Source organism: Streptomyces sp. NBC_01551 (assembly GCF_026339935.1).
Taxonomy (GTDB): Bacteria; Actinomycetota; Actinomycetes; order Streptomycetales; family Streptomycetaceae; genus Streptomyces.
In genome coordinates this window covers 1-22,237 of record NZ_JAPEPX010000007.1, presented here as the reverse complement: position 1 = coordinate 22,237, position 22,237 = coordinate 1, and the positions used below count along the sequence as shown (strand labels likewise).

Below are 22,237 nucleotides of genomic sequence, written 5' to 3'. Positions count from 1 at the left end.
GTCGCAATGGGTGGGCATGGCGGAGGCGCTGTTGGACGCTTCACCCGTGTTTGCTGCCCGGGTGGATGAGTGTGCGAAGGCGCTGGAGCCCTTCACCGACTGGTCGTTGGTGGATGTGCTCCGGGGTGCCGATGGCGTGCCCTCGCTCGACCGGGTGGATGTCGTGCAGCCGGCTCTGTTCGCGGTGATGGTGTCGTTGGCTGAGGTGTGGCGTTCGGCGGGTGTGCGTCCGGGTGCGGTGATCGGGCATTCGCAGGGTGAGATCGCGGCCGCCTGCGTCGCCGGGATCTTGTCCCTGGAGGACGCGGCTCGTGTCGTGGCTTTGCGGAGTCAGGCGATCGGGCGGGTGCTGGCCGGCTTGGGCGGCATGGTGTCCGTGCCGCTGCCCGCTGCCGAGGTACGTGAGCGGATCGCGCCGTGGGGTGAGGAGCGGATTTCCGTCGCCGCGGTCAACGGCCCGTCTTCCGTGGTCGTCTCCGGCGAGGTCCAGGCCCTGGAGGAGCTCCTCGCCTCGTGTGAGGCGGACGGGGTTCGTGCCAAGCGGATCGCGGTGGACTACGCCTCGCACTCCGCGCAGGTCGAACTGCTGCGGGACGAGCTGGCCGAACTCCTCGCCCCGATCGTTCCGCAGGCGGCGGAGGTTCCGTTCCTGTCCACGGTCACCGGTGAGTGGGTGCAGGGGCCGGAGCTGGATGCCGGTTACTGGTTCCGCAACCTGCGTCAGACAGTCGAGCTGGAGCAGGCGACCCGCACGCTCCTGGAGCAGGGCTTCGGTGTGTTCATCGAGTCGAGTCCGCACCCGGTGCTGACGGTCGGGATGCAGGAGACCGTCGAGGACGCGGGCCGCGAGGCCGCGATCCTGGGTTCCCTGCGCCGCAACGAGGGTGGTCTGGAGCGTTTCTGGCTCTCCTTGGGCGAGGCCTACGTCCGCGGCGTGACGGTCGACTGGGACGCGGTCTTCGCCGGCACCGGCGCCCGGCGCGTGGACCTGCCGACCTACGCTTTCCAGTCGCAGCGGTTCTGGCCGGAGGCCGCGGCGGTCGAAGCGGGTGAGCTGACGGGCGAGAGCGTGATCGACGCCCGGTTCTGGGACGCCGTCGAGCGCGAGGACCTCGCCGCGCTCACCGCCGAACTGCGGATCGAGGGCGACCAGCCCCTGACCGCCCTGCTCCCCGCGCTGTCCTCGTGGCGGCGGCAGAGCCGTGAGCAGTCCACCGTCGACGGCTGGCGCTACCGGGTCACTTGGAAGGCCCTGACCGAAGCCACCAGCGCCCGGCTCTCCGGCACCTGGCTGGTCGTCGTGCCCGAGGCGGTCTCCGGAGCGGCCGGTGACGCGGCCGCCGCTGTTCTCCGTACGCTCACCGACCGGGGCGCGGAGGTCCGTACCGTCACCGTGGCCGCCGACGCGGCCGGCCGGGACGCGCTGACCGCCGTCCTGAAGGCCGCCACGGAGGGGGCCCCCGCCCCCGCCGGGGTGCTCTCCCTCCTCGCCCTCGGCGACGACGGGGCCGCGCTGCGCGCCCACGCCGGGCTCCTCGGCACCGCCGTGCTCGTCCAGGCCCTCGGGGACGCCGACGTCGCCGCGCCCCTGTGGTGCGTCACCCGCGGCGCCGTGTCAGTCTCCCGCTCCGAGCGGCTCCAGGATCCGGCGCAGGCCCTGCTGTGGGGCTTCGGCCGCACCGCCGCGCTGGAGTTCCCCGACCGCTGGGGCGGTCTGCTCGACCTGCCCGCGCAGGCCGACGACCGCACGCTCGAACGGCTCGTGGGAGTCCTGGCCGGTGACGGCTCCGAGGACCAGGTGGCGCTCCGCGCCTCCGGGCTGTTCGGCCGGCGTCTGGTCCACGCCCCGCTCGCCGACGCGCCGACCGCGCCCGAGTGGCGTCCGGCCGGGACGACGCTGGTCACCGGTGGTACGGGCGCCCTGGGTGCGCACGTGGCCCGCTGGCTGGCGGAGAACGGCGCCGAGCACCTGATCCTGACCAGCCGTCGCGGGGCCGAGGCGCCCGGCGCGGACGGGCTGCGCGAGGAACTGGCCGCGCTGGGCGCCGAGGTCACGCTCGCCGCCTGTGACGTCAGCGACCGCGACGCCCTCGCCGCCCTCCTGGCCTCCGTCCCCGCCGACCGGCCGCTGACCGCCGTCGTACACACCGCCGGCGTCCTCGACGACGGCGTCATCGACGGGCTGACCCCCGAGCGGTTCGCGACCGTGCTCGCCCCCAAGGCGGACGCGGCGCTCACCCTCCACGAGCTGACCCGCGACCTCGGTCTGTCCGCGTTCGTGCTCTTCTCCGGAGTCGCCGGCACCCTCGGCGACGCCGGACAGGGCAACTACGCGGCCGCCAACTCCTACCTGGACGCCCTCGCCGAGCAGCGGCACGCCGACGGCCTGCCCGCCACCTCGGTGGCCTGGGGCCGGTGGGGTGACAGCGGACTGGCCGCGGGCGGCGCCATCGGAGAGCGGCTCGACCGCGGCGGCGTGCCCGCCATGGCGCCGCGCGCCGCGATCCGGGCGCTCCAGCAGGCCCTCGACCACGCCGAGCCGGCCGTCGCCGTCGCCGACATCCAGTGGGAGCGGTTCACGCCGGGCTACACCGCGGTGCGGCCCAGCCCGTTCCTCGCGGACCTGCCCGAGGTGCGGCGGCTCGCGCAGGCCGCGTCGGCCGCCGGTGAAGCGGGCGGCCCGGCCGGGGAGGGTTCCCCGGCCGAGGCGCTGCGCCGACGGCTGTCGGTGATGGCGCAGGCCGAACAGGCCCTGGCCGTACTGGAACTGGTCCGCTCCCACGCGGCGACCGCGCTCGGGCACCCCACCACCGACGAGGTCGGCGCGGGCCGCGCGTTCAAGGAGCTCGGCTTCGACTCCCTGATCGCGCTGGAGCTCCGCAACCGCCTGAACGCGGCCACCGGGCTGAAGCTCCCGGCGACGCTGGTCTTCGACCACCCGACCCCCGCGGTCCTGGCCGAGTTCCTGCGCGCCGAGATCGTCCAGGACGGCAGCACCGCGGCCGCCCCCGGCATCGCGGAACTCGAAAAGCTCGAATCGGCGCTGTCCGTCCTCGATCCGGACGGGGAGACGCGGGCCGACATCGCCTCGCGCCTGCAGGCCCTCCTCGCGAAATGGGGTGAACCGCAAGCCCCTTCGAGCGGCGGGGCCGTGGCCGAGAAGCTCCAGGAAGCCACGACCGACGAGCTCTTCGACTTCATCGAGAACGAGCTCGGTATCTAGCAGCACAGCGGACAGCAGGCAGTAGCAGCGCAAGGGTTTGTGACGAACATGGGTGAGGTTCCAATGGCGGATCAGGTAGCGGATCAGGACAAGATCATCGGCTACTTGAAGCGGGTGACGGCCGATCTGCACCAGACACGGCAGCGCCTGCGCGAGGTCGAGGCCCAGGAGCCGGAGCCGATCGCCATCGTCGGCATGGCCTGCAGGTTCCCCGGCGGCATCCAGTCGCCGGAGGACCTGTGGGGCCTCGTCGCGGGAGGCCGGGACGCCATCACCGACTTCCCCACCGACCGCGGCTGGGACATCGAGTCCCTGTACGACGCGGACCCCGACCAGCGGGGCACCTCGTACACCCGCGAGGGTGGATTCCTCGACGGGGTCGGCGAGTTCGACGCCGCGTTCTTCGGGATCAGCCCGCGCGAGACCCTCGGCATGGACCCGCAGCAGCGACTGCTGCTCGAAACGTCCTGGGAGACCTTCGAGCGCGCCGGCATCGACCCGGCGACGCTGCGCGGCAGCAAGGCCGGCGTGTTCATCGGCACCAACGGCCAGGACTACCCCGACCTGCTCCGCGACGGCGTCCCCCAGGGCGTCGAGCAGTACCTCCTCACCGGGAACGCGGCCAGCGTCGTCTCCGGCCGCCTCTCCTACACCTTCGGCCTCGAAGGCCCCGCCGTCACCATCGACACCGCCTGCTCGTCCTCGCTCGTCGCCCTCCACCTCGCGGTGCAGGCGCTGCGGGGCGGCGAGTGCTCGCTGGCGCTCGCGGGCGGTGTCACGGTCATGTCCAGCCCGCGCGCCTTCGTGCAGTTCAGCCGGCAGCGCGGGCTCGCCCCCGACGGCCGGTGCAAGCCGTTCGCCGACGGCGCCGACGGCACCGGCTGGGGCGAGGGCGTCGGAATGCTCCTCGTCGAGAAGCTCTCCGACGCCCGCCGCCTCGGCCACCCCGTACTCGCCGTGGTCCGCGGCTCCGCGATCAACCAGGACGGCGCGAGCAACGGCCTGACGGCCCCCAACGGGCCGTCGCAGCAGCGCGTCATCCGCCAGGCGCTCACCAACGCCGGGCTCACCCCGGCGCAGGTCGACGTCATCGAGGCGCACGGCACCGGCACCACCCTCGGCGACCCCATCGAGGCCCAGGCCATCCTGGCCACCTACGGCCAGAACCGGCCCGAGGGCCGACCGCTGTGGCTGGGCTCCATCAAGTCCAACATCGGGCACACCCAGGCCGCTGCCGGTGTCGCGGGCATCATCAAGATGGTCGAGGCGATACGGCACGGCGTCCTGCCCGAGTCGCTCCACATCGACCAGCCGTCCAGCGCCGTCGACTGGAGTACCGGCGACGTCGAACTGCTCACCCGGGCCGTGCCGTGGCCCGAGACCGGCCAGCCGCGCCGCGCCGGCATCTCCTCCTTCGGCGTCAGCGGCACCAACGCCCACACCGTCATCGAGCAGGCCCCGCCCGCCGACGCACCCGGCGCGGACGCGAAGACCGACGGCACGGGCGCCACCGACAGCGCTGACGCCGCGGTGGACGCGGAAGGTGCCACCGGGCCCGTGCCGCTGCTGGTCTCCGGCCAGGGCGACGACGCCCTGCGCGCCCAGGCCGCCCGCCTCGCCGCCCACCTGCGGGCCCACCCCGCACTCGCGGCGGACCCCGCCGCCCTGACCGACCTCGGCTTCTCCCTCGCCACCAGCCGCTCCGCCCTCGACCGCCGGGCCGTCCTCTTCGCCGCCGACCGCGAGCAGCTGCTGGCCGACCTCGACGCGCTCGCCGCCGGCGAGCAGCCCGCGACCGCCGTCCTCGGCGCCGCCGGCGACGGCAACACCGCCTTCCTCTTCACCGGCCAGGGCAGCCAGCGCGCCGGCATGGGCCGCGAGCTGTACGCCACCCACCCCGGCTTCGCCCGCGCCCTCGACGCGGTCCGCGACGAACTCGACCGGCACCTCGAACGCCCCCTGTACGAGGTGCTGTTCGCCGCCGAAGACACCCCCGAGGCGGCGCTGCTCGACGCGACCGCCTACACCCAGGCCGCCCTGTTCGCCGTCGAGGTCGCCCTCTACCGCCAGCTCGAACAGTGGGGCGTCACCGCCGACTTCCTCATCGGGCACTCCATCGGCGAACTCGCCGCCGCCCACGTCTCCGGCGTCCTCACCCTCCCCGACGCGGCCGCCCTCGTGGCCGCCCGCGGCCGCCTCATGCAGGCCCTGCCCGCCGGCGGCTCGATGATCGCCGTCGAGGCCACCGAGGACGAGGTCACCCCGCTCCTCACCGACCGGGTGTCCATCGCCGCCGTCAACGGCCCCCGCTCCGTGGTCGTCTCCGGCCACGAGGACGCCGCCGAGGAGATCGCCGAGGCCCTGCGCGCCCGCGGCCGGCGCACCAAGCGGCTCACCGTCAGCCACGCCTTCCACTCGCCGCTCATGGACGGCATGCTCGACGCGTTCCGGGAAGCCGCCGAAGCCGTCTCCTACGCGCCGCCCGTCATCCCGATCGTCTCGAACCTCACCGGCGCCTCCGTCACCGCCGAGGAGATCTGCACCGCCGACTACTGGGTCCGCCACGTCCGCGAGGCCGTCCGCTTCCACGACGGGGTACGCGGCCTGGCCGCGCTCGGCGTCACCACCTTCGTCGAGGTCGGCCCCGGCGGAGTCCTCACCGCCCTCGCACAGGACTGCCTCACCGGCGAGAACGACCGGGACGACGCCGTCTTCGTCCCCGCCCTGCGCGCCGACCGCCCCGAACCGGCCGCGTTCGCCGCCGCCGTCGCCCAGGCCCACGCGCACGGCGTCCGGGCCGACTGGTCCGCCGTCTTCGCCGGGCGCGGTGCCACCCGCGTCGACCTGCCCACGTACGCCTTCCAGCGGGGCCACTACTGGCCCGAACAGCCCACCGCCTGGACCGGCGACGTCACCGCCGCCGGCATCGGCTCCGCCGACCACCCGCTCCTCGGCGCCGCCATCGCCCTGGCCGACGGCGACGGCTACCTCTTCACCGGCCGGCTCTCCCTGGCCACCCACCCCTGGCTCGCCGACCACACGGTCATGGACACCGTGCTGCTGCCCGGCACCGCCTTCGTGGAACTCGCCCTCCAGGCCGGCGAGCACACCGGCTGCGAACTCCTCGACGAGCTCACCCTCCAGGCCCCCCTCGCCCTGCCCCCGCACGGCGGCGTCCAGATCCAGCTCGCCGTCGGCGCCCCCGACACCGACGGACGGCGCTCGCTGACCCTGCACTCCCGGCCCGAGGACGCCGCCGACGACACCTGGGGCGAAGGCGCCTGGACCCGGCACGCCACCGGCTTCCTCACCCCCGCCGGCGCCCGCCCCGCGCCGCGCGCCGGCGCCGACCTCACGACCTGGCCGCCGCAGGACGCCACCGCCGTCCCCGTCGAGGGCCTCTACGAGCACCTCACCGCCTCCGGCTTCGCCTACGGACCCGTCTTCCAGGGCCTGACCGCCGCCTGGCAGCGCGCCGACGAGGTCTTCGCCGAGGTCCGCCTGCCCGAGCAGGCGCACGCCGAGGCCGCCCTTTTCGGCCTGCACCCCGCCCTGCTGGACGCCGCCCTGCACGCCGTCGGCATGGGCTCCCTGCTGGAGGACACCGAGCACGGCAGGCTGCCGTTCTCCTGGAGCGGCGTCAGCCTCCGCGCCGTCGGCGCCCGCGCCCTGCGCGTCCGCCTCGCGCCCGCCGGCCAGGACACCGTCTCCGTGGACCTCGCCGACGAGTCCGGCGCGCCCGTCGCCTCCGTCGACGCGCTGCTGCTGCGCCCCGTCACCCCCGACCAGGTACGGGCGGCCCGCACCGCCTTCCACGACTCGCTGTTCCGCGTCGAGTGGAGCCCGCTGGCCCTGCCGGCCGCCACCACCGTCGCCCCCGGCCAGTGGGCCCTGCTCGGCGCGGCCGGGGCCGCCCCCGCTTCACCGCCGTGCTGCCCACCGCCGCCGCGCACGGCGACCTCGCCGCCCTCGCCGCGGCCATCGAGGCCGGCGGCCCCGTACCGCAGGCCGTCGTCGTCCCCGTCCCCGCCGTGGACGCGCCCGCGCGGACCACCGTCGACGCCGCGCTGTCCGCCGCCGTCCGCGACGCGCTGCACCACGCCCTGGACCTCGCCCGGGCCTGGCTCGCCGACGCCCGCTTCGACGGCTCCCGGCTGGTGTTCGTCACCCACGGCGCCGTCGCCACCGCCGGCGCCTGCGACGTGGCCGACCTGGCGCACGCCCCGCTGTGGGGCCTGCTGCGCTCGGCCCAGTCCGAGCACCCCGACCGGTTCGTCCTGCTCGACCTGGACGACCGCGAGGAGTCCCTGCGCGCCCTGCCCGCAGCGCTCGCCACCGCCGAGCCGCAGCTCGCCCTGCGCGAGGGCCGCGCCGTCGTCCCCCGGCTCGGCCGCGTCCCCGCCCTGCCCGCCCCCGAGGGGCAGGAGGCCCGCCCGCTCGACGCGGACGGCACCGCCCTGGTCACCGGCGCCACCGGCACCCTCGGCGGGCTCGTCGCCCGCCACCTGGTCACCGAACACGGCGTCCGCCGCCTGCTGCTGACCAGCCGCCGCGGCGAGGCCGCCGCCGGAGCCGGCGAACTCCTCGAAGAACTCCGCGCCCTGGGCGCCGAGGCCACCCTCGCCGCCTGCGACGTCGCCGACCGCGAGGCCCTCGCCGCGCTGCTGGCCTCCGTACCGGCCGAACACCCGCTGACCGCCGTCGTCCACACCGCCGGCGTCCTCGACGACGGCATCCTCGAGGCGCTCACCCCCGAGCGGCTCGACCACGTCCTGCCCGCCAAGGTCGACGCGGCCGTCCACCTGCACGAACTGACCCGCGACGCCGACCTCGCCGCGTTCGTCCTGTTCTCCGCCGCCGCCGGCACCCTCGGCGCCGCCGGACAGGCCAACTACGCCGCCGCCAACACCTTCCTCGACGCCCTCGCCCACCGCCGCCGCGCCGAAGGCCTGCCCGCCACCGCGCTCGCCTGGGGCCTGTGGGCCGAACGCAGCGGCATGACCGGCGACCTCGCCGACACCGACCTGGAGCGGATCTCCCGCGCCGGAGTCGCCGCGCTGTCCTCCGCCGAGGGCCTCGCCCTCATGGACACCGCCCGCGCCACCGGCGAGGCCACCGCCGTCCCGATGCACCTCGACCTGGCCGCCCTGCGCCAGGCCGACGCGAGCATGGTGCCCCCGCTGCTGCGCGGCCTGGTCCGGCCCGCCGCGCGCCGGGCCGCCGCCGCCCAGGGCGCCGCGCCCGCCGACGGCCTCACCGAGCGGCTGCTGCCGCTGACCGCCGCCGAGCGCGACCGGCTGCTGCTGGCCACCGTCCGCGTCCAGGTCGCCGCCGTCCTCGGCTTCCCCGGCCCCGACGCAGTCGACCCCGGCCGGGCCTTCAAGGAACTCGGCTTCGACTCGCTCACGGCCGTCGAGCTGCGCAACCGCCTCGGCTCGGCCACCGGCGTCCGGCTGCCCGCCACTCTCGTCTTCGACTACCCCACCCCGAACGCGCTCGCCGCGTTCCTGCGCACCGAACTCCTCGGTGACCAGGCGGCCCAGGCCCCGGCCGCCACCACCGCCACCACCCGGGCCGTCGCCGACGAGCCCATCGCCATCGTCGCCATGAGCTGCCGCTACCCCGGCGGTGTCAACACCCCCGAGGAGCTGTGGCAGCTCGTCGCCGGCTCCGCCGACGCGATCTCCCCGTTCCCCACCGACCGCGGCTGGAACCTCGACGCGCTCTACGACTCCGACCCCGGCCGGGCCGGCACCTCGTACACCCGCGAGGGCGGCTTCCTGCACGACGCCGCCGACTTCGACCCGGACGTCTTCGGCATCAACCCGCGCGAGGCCCTCGCCATGGACCCGCACCAGCGGCTCCTGCTGGAGACCTCCTGGGAGGCCTTCGAACGCGCCGGGATCGACCCCGCCTCCGTCCGCGGCAGCCGCACCGGCGTCTTCGCCGGCGTCATGTACCACGACTACCTGACCCGGCTCCCGGCCGTCCCCGAGGGCCTGGAGGGCTACCTCGGCACCGGCACCGCCGGAAGCGTCGCCTCCGGCCGCATCTCCTACACCTTCGGCCTCGAAGGCCCCGCCGTCACCATCGACACGGCCTGCTCCTCCTCCCTCGTCGCCCTGCACTTGGCCGCGCAGGCCCTGCGCAGCGGAGAATGCGACATGGCGCTCGCCGGCGGCGTCACCGTCATGTCCACCCCGGACACCTTCATCGACTTCAGCCGCCAGCGCGGCCTGTCCACCGACGGCCGCTGCAAGTCCTTCTCCGCCGACGCCGACGGCACCGGCTGGGCCGAGGGCGCCGGCATGATCCTCGTCGAGCGGCTCTCCGACGCCCGCCGCAACGGCCACCCGGTCCTGGCCGTCGTCCGTGGCACCGCCGTGAACCAGGACGGCGCCTCCAACGGCCTCACCGCCCCCAACGGGCCCTCCCAGCAGCGCGTCATCCGCGAGGCCCTCGCGCACGCCGGACTGACCACCGCCGACGTCGACGCCGTCGAGGCCCACGGCACCGGCACCACCCTCGGCGACCCCATCGAGGCCCAGGCCCTGCTCGCCACCTACGGCCAGAACCGGCCCGAGGACCGGCCGCTGCGGCTGGGCTCCATCAAGTCCAACATCGGCCACACCCAGGCCGCCGCCGGCGCCGCGGGCATCATCAAGATGGTGCAGGCGATGCGCCACGGCGTCCTGCCCGCGTCGCTGCACATCGGCGAGCCGTCCCCGCACATCGACTGGAGCGCCGGCGCCGTCGAACTGCTGACGGAAGCCGCCGCCTGGCCCGAGACGGGCCGCCCCCGCCGCGCGGGCATCTCCTCCTTCGGCGTCAGCGGCACCAACGCGCACGTCATCATCGAACAGCCGCCCGCCCAGCAGGACACGGACCGCGACGGCGACCCGGCCGGCGCGGCCGCCGAGTCCGCCGCCCCGCTGCCGTTCCTCCTCTCCGGCCGGACCCCCGACGCGCTGCGCGCCCAGGCCGCCCGGCTCGCCGACCACCTCGCGCTGCACCCCGAGGCGGACCCGGCCGACGTGGCGTTCTCCCTGGCCACCACCCGTACCGCCCTGGACCGCAGGGCCGTCGTCGTCGCCGGCGACCGTGACGGACTCCTCACCGGACTCGCCGCCCTCGCCGAGGGCCGCGACAGCGCCCGGCTCGTGCGGCACGACGCCGCCGACGGCCGGCTCGCCGTCCTCTTCACCGGACAGGGCAGCCAGCGCCCCGGCATGGGCCGCGAACTGTACGCCGCCCACCCCGCCTTCGCCGCCGCCCTCGACGAGGTGTGCGCCGCCCTGGACCCGCACCTCGAACAGCCCCTCAAGGACATCCTGTTCGCCGAGGACGGCGACCTCCTGAACCGGACCGGCCACACCCAGCCCGCCCTGTTCGCGCTGGAGACCGCGCTCTACCGCCTCGTCGCGTCCTGGGGCGTGCACCCCGACTTCGTCGCCGGCCACTCCATAGGCGAGATCACCGCCGCGCACGTCGCGGGCGTCCTCTCGCTGCCCGACGCGGCCGCCCTCGTCGCCGCCCGCGGCCGCCTCATGGAAGCACTGCCCCAGGGCGGCGCCATGATCGCGCTGACCGCCACCGAGGACGAGGTCCGGCCGCTGCTCGCCGGCCACGAGGACCGGATCGGCATCGCCGCCGTCAACTCCGCCTCCGCCGTCGTCGTCTCAGGCGAGGAGACCCTCGCGCTGGAGATCGCCGCCGAGTTCGAGCGGCGCGGCCGCCGGACCAAGCGGCTCACCGTCAGCCACGCCTTCCACTCCCCGCTGATGGACGGCATGCTCGACGCCTTCCGCGACGTCGCCGCCTCCCTCACCTACCACGCGCCCGTCATCCCCGTCGTCACCCACCTCACCGGAGCCGTGGCGGGCGACGAACTGCGCACCCCCGAGCACTGGGTCTCCCACGTCCGCGAGGCCGTCCGCTTCCTCGACGGCATCCGCACCCTGGACGCCGAGCACGTCACCACGTACCTCGAACTCGGCCCGCAGGGCGTCCTGTCCGGCCTCGGACGCGACTGCCTCACCGACACCGACGACGCCACCGACGCCGTGTTCGTCCCCGCCCTGCGCCGCGACCGCGGCGAGGCCGAGGCGCTCACCGCCGCGATGGCCGCCGTCCACACCCGCGCCGTCCCCCTCGACTGGCCCGCGTACTTCGCCGCGACCGGCGCCCGCCGCGTCGACCTGCCCACGTACGCCTTCCAGCGCCGCCGGTTCTGGCTCGAAGCCCCCGCCGGATTCATCGGGGACGTCGAATCGGCGGGCCTGGGCGCCGCCCACCACCCGCTGCTCGGCGCCGCCGTCCCGCTCGCCGACGGCGAGGGCTTCCTGTTCACCGGCCGCCTCTCCCTCGACACCCACCCCTGGCTCGCCGACCACGCCGTCATGGGTACGGTCCTGCTGCCCGGCACCGCCTTCGTCGAACTCGCCGTCCGCGCAGGCGACCAGGCCGGCTGCGACGTCCTCGAGGAACTCACCCTCGAAGCCCCGCTGGTCCTCGCCCCGCACGCCGCGGTACGCCTCCAGATCGTGGTCAGCGCACCCGACCAGGACGGCCGACGGACCCTCGACCTGTACTCCGGCGACCCCGACGCCGCCGACGACGAGCCCTGGACCCGGCACGCCGCGGGCGTCCTCGCCACCGGCGCGCCGCGCCCCGCCTTCGACCTCACCGCCTGGCCCCCGCCCGGCGCCGAGGCCGTCACCGTCGACGGCCTGTACGAGCACCTCGGCCAGGGCGGCTTCGCCTACGGGCCCGTCTTCCAGGGCCTGCGCGCCGCCTGGACCCTCGGCGACGACGTCTACGCCGAGGTGGCCCTGCCCGACGACCGGCACACCGAGGCCACCCGCTTCGGCCTGCACCCGGCGCTCCTCGACGCCGCCCTGCACGCCACGTTCGTCTCCTCCGACGGCGACCGGCAGGCCGGACTGCCGTTCTCCTGGCGCGGGGTGTCCCTGCACGCCGTCGGGGCGTCCGCGCTGCGCGTCCGCCTCACCGCGGACGGCGCCGACTCCCTCTCCCTCCAGCTGGCCGACACGACCGGCGCGCCCGTCGCCACCGTCGACCACCTGATCGTCCGGCCCGTCTCCGCCGACCGGCTGGCCGGCGCCTCCCGCGCCGCCTACCACGAGTCGCTGTTCCGGATCGAGTGGGCCACCGTCCCGCTCCCGCCCGCCCCCGCCGGCGCCCCCGCGGCCCCCTGGGCCGTCATCGCCCCGGGCTCCGCCGCCGGCTCGGCCTCAGGCACTGACTCCGCCCCGGGCTCCGCCGCTGGCTCGGCCTCAGGCACTGACTCCGGCTCGGGCGCCGACTCCGGCTCTGCCGCTGCCGCTGCCGCCGACTCCGGTTCCGACTCCGGTTCCGGCTCCGGCACCGTCGCTGCCGCTGCCGCTGCCGCTGCCGCTGCCGGTGCCGCCGACTCCGGCTCCGGCACCGGCTCCGGAAGTGCCGCGCTGCCCGGGCCGGTCCACGCCGACCTCGTCGCCCTCGGCGCGGCCCTCGACGCCGGCGCCCCGGCTCCCGCCTACGTCCTCGCCCCCTGCCCGTCCGCCCCGGCGGGGGCGCTCACCCCGGACGCCGTCCGTGCCGCCACGCACCGGGCACTCGCCCTGGTCCAGGGCTGGCTCGGCGACGACCGGTTCGCCGCGTCCCGCCTGGTGTTCGTCACCCGCGGCGCCGTCGCCACCCCGGGCGACTGGGACCTCGCCGACCCGGTCCACGCCCCCGTCTGGGGCCTGGTCCGCTCCGCGCAGTCGGAGAACCCCGACCGCTTCGTCCTGGCCGACCTCGACGCCGCCACCCCCGCCGAAACACTGGCCGAAACACTGGCCGAGGCACTGGCCGCCGCCCTCGCCACCGGCGAACCGCAGCTCGCGATCCGCCGCGGCACCGTCCACGCGCCCCGCCTCGCCCGCGTCCCCGCGACCACGCCGCTGACCCCGCCCCCGGGCGAGTCCGCCTGGCGCATGGACATCCAGGACAAGGGCACCCTCGACCACCTCACCCTGGTCCCCAGCCCCGAGTCCGAGGCGCCCCTGGAGCCCGGCCAGGTCCGCGTCGCCGTCCGCGCCGCCGGCCTCAACTTCCGCGACGTGCTCAACGCCCTCGGCATGTACCCCGGCGACCCCGGCCTGATGGGCAGCGAAGGCGCCGGCACCGTCGTCGAGACCGGCCCCGGCGTCACCGACCTCGCCCCCGGCGACCGCGTCATGGGCATGCTGCCCGGCGCCTTCGGCCCGCTGGCCGTCGTCGACCGCCGCATGATCGCCCCGATGCCCGAGGGCTGGACCTTCGCCGAGGCCGCCGCCGTGCCGATCGTCTTCATGACGGCGTACTACGCACTCAACGACCTCGGCGGCCTGCGCGAGGGCGAAACCCTCCTCGTCCACGCCGCCGCCGGCGGCGTCGGCATGGCCGCCGTCCAGCTGGCCCGCCACTGGGGCGCCGACGTCTACGCCACCGCCAGCCCCGCCAAGTGGGACACCCTGCGCGGACTCGGCCTGACCGACGACCGGATCGCCTCCTCCCGCACCCTCGACTTCGAGGAGACCTTCCGCACCGCCACCGCCGGACGCGGCGTCGACGTCGTCCTCGACTCCCTCGCCCGCGAATTCGTCGACGCCTCCCTGCGGCTCCTGCCGCGCGGCGGACGCTTCGTCGAGATGGGCAAGACCGACGTCCGCGACCCCCGGGACGTCGCCGCCGCCCACCCCGGCGTCAGCTACCAGGCGTTCGACCTCACCGAGGCCGGCCTCGACCGCATCCAGGAGATGCTCACCGAGCTCCTCGCCCTCTTCCGGGCCGGCTCCCTGCGCCCCCTGCCCGTCTCCGCATGGGACCTGCGCCAGGCCCCCGAGGCCTTCCGCTACCTCAGCCAGGCACGCCACGTCGGCAAGATCGTGCTCACCGTGCCCGCCGACTGGAACCCTGACGGCACCGTCCTCATCACCGGCGGCACCGGCACCCTCGGCGCACTCGTCGCCCGGCACGCCGTCACCGTCAGGGGCGCCCGCCGCCTCGTCCTGACCAGCCGCCGCGGCGAGGCCGCCGCCGGCGCCGCCGAACTCGCCGCGGAGCTGCGCGCCCTCGGCGCCGACGTCACCGTCGCCGCCTGCGACGCCGCCGACCGCGAGGCCCTCGCCGCGCTGCTGGCCTCCGTACCGGCCGAACACCCGCTGACCGCCGTCGTCCACACCGCCGGCGTCCTCGACGACGGCATCGCCGAGGCCCTCACCCCGGAACGGATCGACCACGTCCTGCGGCCCAAGGCCGACGCCGCGCTCCACCTGCACGAGCTGACCCGCCACCACGACCTGGCCGACTTCGTCCTCTTCTCCTCCGCCGCCGGCACCTTCGGCGGCGCCGGCCAGGCCAACTACGCGGCCGCGAACGTCTTCCTCGACGCCCTCGCCCGCCACCGCCAGGCCCACGGCCTGCCCGGCACCTCCCTCGGCTGGGGCCTGTGGGCCGAGGCCAGCGGCATGACCGGCGAGCTCGACACCGCCGACAAGGACCGCATGACGCGCTCCGGCGTCCTCGGCCTCTCCTCCGAAGAGGGTCTCGCCCTCCTCGACACCGCCCACCACACCGGCGACGCCCACCTCGTCCCCATGCAGCTCGACCTCGCGCCGCTGCGCCAGGCCGACGCGAGCATGGTGCCCGCGCTGCTGCGCGGCCTCGTGCGCGCCCCCGCCCGCCGGGCCGCCCAGGCCACCGCGGCCGGGACCGGAACCCCGCTGGTGGAGCAGCTCGTACGCCTTCCCGAGAACGAGCGCGACGCGCTCCTGCTCGACCTCGTACGCGACCAGGTGGCCGCCGTCCTCGGCCACGCCACCCCCGACGCCGTCGAACCCGGCCGCGCCTTCAAGGACCTCGGCTTCGACTCGCTGACCGCCGTCGAGTTCCGCAACCGCCTCGGCGCCGCCGCCGGGGTCCGGCTGCCCGCCACCCTCGTCTTCGACTACCCCACCCCCACGGTGCTCGCCGGCTACCTCAAGGACGAACTCCTCGGCTCCGAGGCCGCTGCCGCCGCCCTCACGGTCCGGTCGGCCGCCGCCGAGGCCGACGACCCCATCGCCATCGTCGCCATGAGCTGCCGCTTCCCCGGCGGCGTCCGCAGCCCCGAGGACCTGTGGGAGCTGCTCGCCGAGGGCCGCGACGGCATCGCCCACCTCCCCGCGGACCGAGGCTGGGACACCGAGGCGCTCTACGACCCCGACCCGGACAACCCCGGCACCTCGTACGCCAGCGAAGGCGGCTTCTTCTACGACGCCCCCCACTTCGACCCGGCGTTCTTCGGGATCAACCCGCGCGAGGCCCTCGCCATGGACCCGCAGCAGCGGCTGCTGCTGGAGACCTCCTGGGAGGCCTTCGAGCGCGCCGGGATCGACCCGACGGGCCTGCGCGGCGGACAGGTCGGCGTGTTCGTCGGCCAGATGCACAACGACTACGTGTCCCGCCTGAACACCGTCCCCGAAGGCGTCGAGGGCTACCTCGGCACCGGCGGCTCCAGCAGCATCGCCTCCGGCCGCGTCTCCTACACCTTCGGCTTCGAGGGCCCGGCCGTCACCGTCGACACCGCGTGCTCCTCCTCGCTGGTCGCCCTGCACCTCGCGGCGCAGGCCCTGCGGGCCGGCGAGTGCTCCCTCGCCCTGGCGGGCGGCGTCACCATCATCACCACCCCCGACGTCTTCACGGAGTTCAGCCGCCAGCGCGGCCTCGCCGCCGACGGCCGCTGCAAGCCGTTCGCGGCCGCCGCCGACGGCACCGCGTGGGGCGAGGGCGTCGGCATGCTGCTCGTCGAGCGGCTCTCCGACGCCCGCCGCAACGGCCACCAGGTCCTCGCGGTCGTACGCGGCACCGCCGTCAACCAGGACGGCGCCTCCAACGGTCTGACCGCCCCGAACGGTCCGTCCCAGCAGCGCGTCATCCGCCAGGCCCTCGCCAACGCGGGCCTCGCCTCCGCCGACGTCGACGCCGTCGAGGCCCACGGCACCGGCACCCGGCTCGGCGACCCCATCGAGGCGCAGGCCCTGCTCGCCACCTACGGCCAGGACCGCCCCGCGGACCGGCCGCTGTGGCTGGGCTCCGTCAAGTCCAACTTCGGCCACACCCAGGCCGCGGCGGGCGTCGCCGGCATCATCAAGATGGTCCAGGCGATGCGCCACGGCGTCCTGCCGCAGACCCTGCACGTGGACGAGCCGTCCCCGCACGTGGACTGGTCGGCGGGCGCGGTCTCGCTGCTCACCGAACAGCGGGCTTGGCCCGAGACCGGCCGCCCGCGCCGCGCCGGCATCTCCTCCTTCGGCATGAGCGGTACGAACGCGCACGCCATCGTCGAACTCCCGGAGAGCCCCGCCACCCCGGCCGCCCCCGCCGTCCCGGTCGCACCGGCGGCGCTCCCGTGGCACCTGACCGCCCGCACCCCCGAGGCCCTGCGGGCCCAGGGCGAGCGGCTCCTGTCCCACCTGGAGGCACACCCGCAGACGGCGCCGGCCGACATCGGCCACTCGCTGGCGACCGGCCGGGCCGTGTTCGACCACCGCGCGACCGTGGTCGCCGCCGACCTCGACGGCTTCCGCACCGGCCTGGCCGCCCTCGCCGAGGGCCGCTCGGCGGCGGGCCTGGTCCAGGGCGCGCCGACGGCGGGCGGAAAGCTCGCCCTCCTCTTCACGGGGCAGGGCAGCCAGCGGCTGGGCATGGGACGCGAGCTCTACGAGACCTACCCGGCCTTCGCGGCCGCGCTCGACGCGGTGTCCGAGCGGCTTGGCCTCGAACTGCCGCTGAAGGACGTCCTGTTCGGTTCCGATGCCGCTGTTCTGGACCGTACGGAGTTCACGCAGCCGGCGTTGTTCGCGGTCGAGGTGGCGTTGTTCCGCCTCGTCGAGTCGTGGGGTGTGAAGCCGGACTTCCTGTCGGGTCACTCGATCGGTGAGATCGCCGCCGCGCATGTTGCGGGTGTGTTCTCGCTGGAGGACGCGTGCACGCTGGTCGCGGCGCGCGGCCGCCTGATGCAGGCGCTGCCCGCGGGTGGGGTCATGATCGCGGTGGAGGCGTCGGAGGACGAGGTCCTGCCGATGCTGACCGACCGCGTCAGCATCGCGGCCGTCAACGGCCCGCGCTCGGTGGTCATCGCCGGTGACGAAGACGCGGCGGCCGCGGTCGCCGAGTCGTTCGCCGACCGGAAGGCCAAGCGGCTGACCGTCAGCCACGCTTTCCACTCGCCCCACATGGACGGCATGCTCGACGCCTTCCGCCAGGTGGCGGAGGGGCTGGCGTACGCGAGCCCCCGGATCCCGGTCGTCTCCAACCTGACCGGCGCGCTGATCACCGACGAGATGGGCTCGGCCGACTTCTGGGTCCGCCACGTCCGCGAGGCGGTCCGCTTCCTGGACGGCGTCCGCGCCCTGGAGGCCGCCGGAGTCACGACGTACCTCGAACTCGGCCCCGACGGCGTGCTCTCCGCGATGGCACAGACCTGCCTGACCGACGACAGCGGCTCCGCGGCCTTCGCCCCCGCCCTGCGCGCGGGACGCGACGAGCCCGAGACCCTGCTCTCGGCGCTTTCCACCGCGTACGTGCGCGGCACCGCCGTCGACTGGCCCGCGTTCTACGCCCCGCTCGGGGTCCGGCGCGTCGACCTGCCGACGTACGCCTTCCAGCGCAGCGTCTACTGGCTCGACGCCGGCCGCGCGGACGGCGACGTCGCGGCGGCCGGGCTCGGCACCGCCGACCACCCGCTGCTCGGCGCCGAGGTCCAACTGCCCGACTCCGACGGCCACCTCTTCACCGGACGGCTGTCGCTGACCACCCACCCCTGGCTCGGGGACCACCGGGTCATGGACTCCGCCCTCCTGCCCGGCACGGCCTTCGTCGAGCTCGCGCTCCGGGCCGGCGAGCACGTCGGCTGCGACCTGGTCGACGAACTCACCCTGGAAGCCCCCCTCGTGCTGCCCGAGCACGGCGGCGTACAGCTGAGGCTCTCCGTCGGAGCGGCCGACGCGTCGGGCCGGCGCCGCAGCCTCACCCTCCACTCCCGTCCCGAGGGCGTGGATCCGGATGCGCCGTGGACGCGGCACGCCGTCGGTGTGCTCGCCACCGGGGCCGACCAGGCCCCGCAGAGCCTCACCGAGTGGCCGCCGGCCGGAGCGGAGGCCGTCCCCGTGGAGGGCCTGTACGAGGGCCTCGCGGAATCCGGATTCGGGTACGGCCCGGTGTTCCAGGGCCTGCGGGCCGCCTGGCGCCAAGACGACACCTACTACGCCGAGGTCGCGCTCCCCGAGGCGGCCGACGACGACGCCGCACGGTTCGGCCTGCACCCCGCCCTCCTCGACGCGTCCCTGCACGCGCTCGGACTGCGCACCGCGGACGCCGCCGGCGGCGAAGGACGGCTCCCGTTCTCCTGGTCCGGTGTCTCCCTGCACGCGGTCGGCGCCTCGGCGCTCCGGGTGCGCCTGACCACCGCCCGCAACGGCGAGGTCGCCCTCACCATCGCCGACACCACGGGGGCCCCGGTGGCCTCGGTCGCCGGCCTGGCCCTGCGATCCGTCAGCCGGGACCAGCTCGACACCACGCCGGACCTGACCCGTGACGCCCTGTTCCGTGTGGAGTGGGCGGAGGCGGCCGGTGGCGGCTCCTTCGACGACTGGCTGATGTGGGGTGAGGAGGACGGGACTCCGGCGGCGCTGGTGGTGCCGTGCGTGGAGCCGACCGGCGGCGATGTCGTCGGCGCGGTGCACGCCGGGACGGCCCGGGTGCTGGGTCTGCTGAACGACTGGCTGGCCGACGAGCGGTCGGCGCAATCGCGTCTGGTGTTCCTGACCCGGGGCGCGGTGGCCGCCGTACCGGGTGAGGACGTGTCCGACCTGGCGCACGCGCCGGTGTGGGGTCTGGTGCGCTCGGCGCAGTCGGAGAACCCGGGCCGTCTCGTCCTGGTCGACATCGACGCCGAGGGTGACGTCGAGGCCGGGCTGTCGGCCGCGCTGGCCTCGGGCGAGTCCGAGGTCGCGGTGCGGGGTGGCGCGGTTCTGGTGCCGAGGCTGGCGCGTACGGCGGTCGCCGCTGGTGCGGGCGTCGAGTGGGATGCCGATGGCACGGTGTTGGTGACGGGTGCGAGTGGTTCGCTGGGCGGGCTGTTTGCCCGGCATCTGGTCGCCGAGCACGGTGTTCGGCGTCTGCTGCTGGTGAGCCGTCGTGGTGAGGCGGCGGAGTTGTCGGCCGAGCTCGTCGGTCTGGGCGCTGAGGTGTCGTGGGCGGCGTGTGATGTGGCCGACCGTGAAGCGCTGGCCGCGGTACTCGCCGGCGTTCCTGCGGAGCACCCGCTGACGGCGGTCGTGCACACGGCCGGTGTCCTTGACGACGGTGTGGTCGGTTCGCTGACCGCCGAGCGTCTGTCGGCCGTACTCCGGCCGAAGGTCGATGCGGCGTGGAACCTGCACGAGCTCACCCAGGACCTGGACCTCTCCGCGTTCGTGCTGTTCTCCTCGGCCGCTGGTGTCTTCGGTGGCGCCGGCCAGGCCAACTACGCGGCGGGCAACACCTTCCTGGACGCCCTGGCCGCCCACCGCCGGGCCCAGGGTCTGGCCGCCACCTCCCTCGCCTGGGGCCTGTGGACCGGGGTCGGCGGCATGGGCGGTGACCTGGCCGACGGCGACCGCGACCGCATCAACCGCGGCGGCATCGGCGTCCTCGCGCCGGAGACCGGCCTCGCCCTCTTCGACGCGGCCCGCCGCACGGACGACCCGCTGCTCGTACCCCTCCCGCTCGACCTGGCCGCCCTCCGCGCCCAGGCACGCACCGGCATGGTTCCCGACCTGCTGCGCGGCCTGGTCCGCGTACCGGCACGCCGGGCGGTCGGCCAGGGTGCCACGGCCGACGGGGCCGCGCTCCGTACGCGGCTGTCCGCGCTGCCCGCCGAAGAGCGGGAGGCGGCCCTGCTGGAGACGGTCCGGGCCGAGGTGGCCGCCGTACTCGGCCACGCCTCGACCGACGAGGTGCCGGCCGACCGGGCGTTCAAGGAGCTCGGCTTCGACTCCCTGACCTCGGTCGAGCTGCGCAACCGCCTCGGCGCCGCCATCGGCGAACGGCTGCCCGCCACGCTCGTCTTCGACTACCCCACGCCGAGCGCGCTCGCGGCGTACCTGCGGACCGAGGTCCTGGGCCTGTCCCTGACCCCGGACGAGGAGACGGCCGCCGCGGCCACCGCCGTGCCCGCGTCCCTCGGCGCCGCGCTCCACGACGACCCCATCGCGATCGTCGGCATGAGCTGCCGCTACCCCGGCGGGGTCGAAACCCCCGAGGACCTGTGGCGCCTGGTGGTGGGTGGCACCGACGCCATCTCGGAGTTCCCGCAGGGCCGCGGCTGGGACCTGGAGTCCCTCTACGACCCGGACCCGGACGGCAAGGGCACCAGCTACACCCGCTCCGGCGGCTTCCTCCACGACGCGGGCCGGTTCGACCCGGCGTTCTTCGGGATCTCGCCGCGCGAGGCCGTGGCCATGGACCCGCAGCAGCGACTGCTGCTGGAGACCTCGTGGGAGGCGTTCGAGCGGGCCGGCATCGACCCGGCCACCATGCGGGGCAGCCGCACCGGCGTCTTCGCGGGCATCATGTACCACGACTACGCCACCCGGATCACCTCCGTGCCCGACGGCGTCGAGGGGTACCTCGGCACCGGCAACTCCGGCAGCATCGCCTCGGGCCGCGTCTCGTACGCCTTCGGCCTGGAAGGCCCTGCGGTCACCGTCGACACGGCCTGCTCCTCCTCCCTCGTCGCCCTGCACTGGGCGATCCAGGCGCTGCGGGGCGGCGAATGCACCATGGCACTGGCCGGCGGCGTCACCGTCATGTCGACGCCGGGCACCTTCACCGAGTTCAGCCGCCAGCGCGGGCTGGCCGCCGACGGCCGCATCAAGTCCTTCGCCGCGGCCGCCGACGGCACCAGCTGGGCCGAGGGCGCGGGCATGCTGCTCGTCGAGCGGCTGTCGGACGCCCGCCGCAACGGCCACCCGGTACTGGCCGTGGTCCGGGGCTCCGCGATCAACCAGGACGGCGCCTCCAACGGCCTGACTGCCCCGAACGGTCCGTCCCAGCAGCGCGTCATCCGCCAGGCCCTGGCCTCCGGCGGACTGACCAGCGAGCAGATCGACGTGGTCGAGGCGCACGGCACGGGTACGACCCTGGGCGACCCGATCGAGGCACAGGCGCTGCTGGCGACGTACGGCCGGGAGCGTGCGGCGGACGAGCCGCTGTGGCTGGGCTCGATCAAGTCCAACATGGGCCACACGCAGGCCGCCGCCGGTGTCGCGGGCATCATCAAGATGATCATGGCGATGCGGCACGGGGTCCTGCCCAAGACGCTGCACGTGGACGAGCCGACCCCACACGTGGACTGGGAGGACGGCGCCGTCACGCTGCTCACCGAGAACACGCCGTGGCCGGAGACGGGCCGCCCGCGCCGGGCCGGTGTGTCGTCGTTCGGCATCAGCGGCACCAACGCCCACACCATCATCGAGCAGGCTCCGGAGGAGGCGGCTGTGACCGCCGCCGACGGCGATGGCGTGCCGGTGCTGCCGTACGTGCTGTCCGCCAGGTCGGCGGACGCGCTGCGCGGCCAGGCGGCCCGCCTGCGGACGCACCTGGGGGAGCCGGCCGAGCTGCGGGCCACCGACGTGGCCTACTCACTGGCGACCCGGCGCGCCGCCTTCGACCACCGTGCGGTGGTCGTGGCCGGCGACCGCGAGGAACTGCTGCGCGGGCTGGAGGCGCTGGGGAAGAACGACCTGGCCAACGCTGCCGTGACGCGGGGCACGGTGGGCGCTGCCGGAACCGGGAAGCTTGCGTTCCTGTTCACGGGGCAGGGCAGCCAGCGGCTGGGCATGGGGCGTGAGCTGTACGAGGCGTACCCGGTGTTCGCCGCCGCGCTGGACGCGGTGTGCGGGCAGCTGGAACTGCCCCTGAAGGACGTGCTGTTCGGCTCGGACTCCGCGGTTCTGGACCGTA

Annotated in this window: 2 protein-coding genes and 1 pseudogene; all 3 read left to right on the top strand. The window is 75.3% G+C overall.

The genetic code is table 11. The features are described from left to right. Positions 1-16 precede the first annotated feature (16 nt). Positions 17-3,223, top strand: a complete 3,207-nt coding sequence (locus OG982_RS30755; protein WP_266950248.1) for an SDR family NAD(P)-dependent oxidoreductase — start codon at positions 17-19, stop codon at positions 3,221-3,223. 63 nt (positions 3,224-3,286) lie between these two features. Further along, positions 3,287-7,075, top strand: a pseudogene (locus OG982_RS30750) (type I polyketide synthase); the annotation flags it as partial. A 77-nt stretch (positions 7,076-7,152) separates the two neighbouring features. After that, positions 7,153-22,237 (top strand): type I polyketide synthase (locus tag OG982_RS30745; protein WP_266950249.1); only part of this gene is annotated, 15,085 nt, incomplete at its 3' end.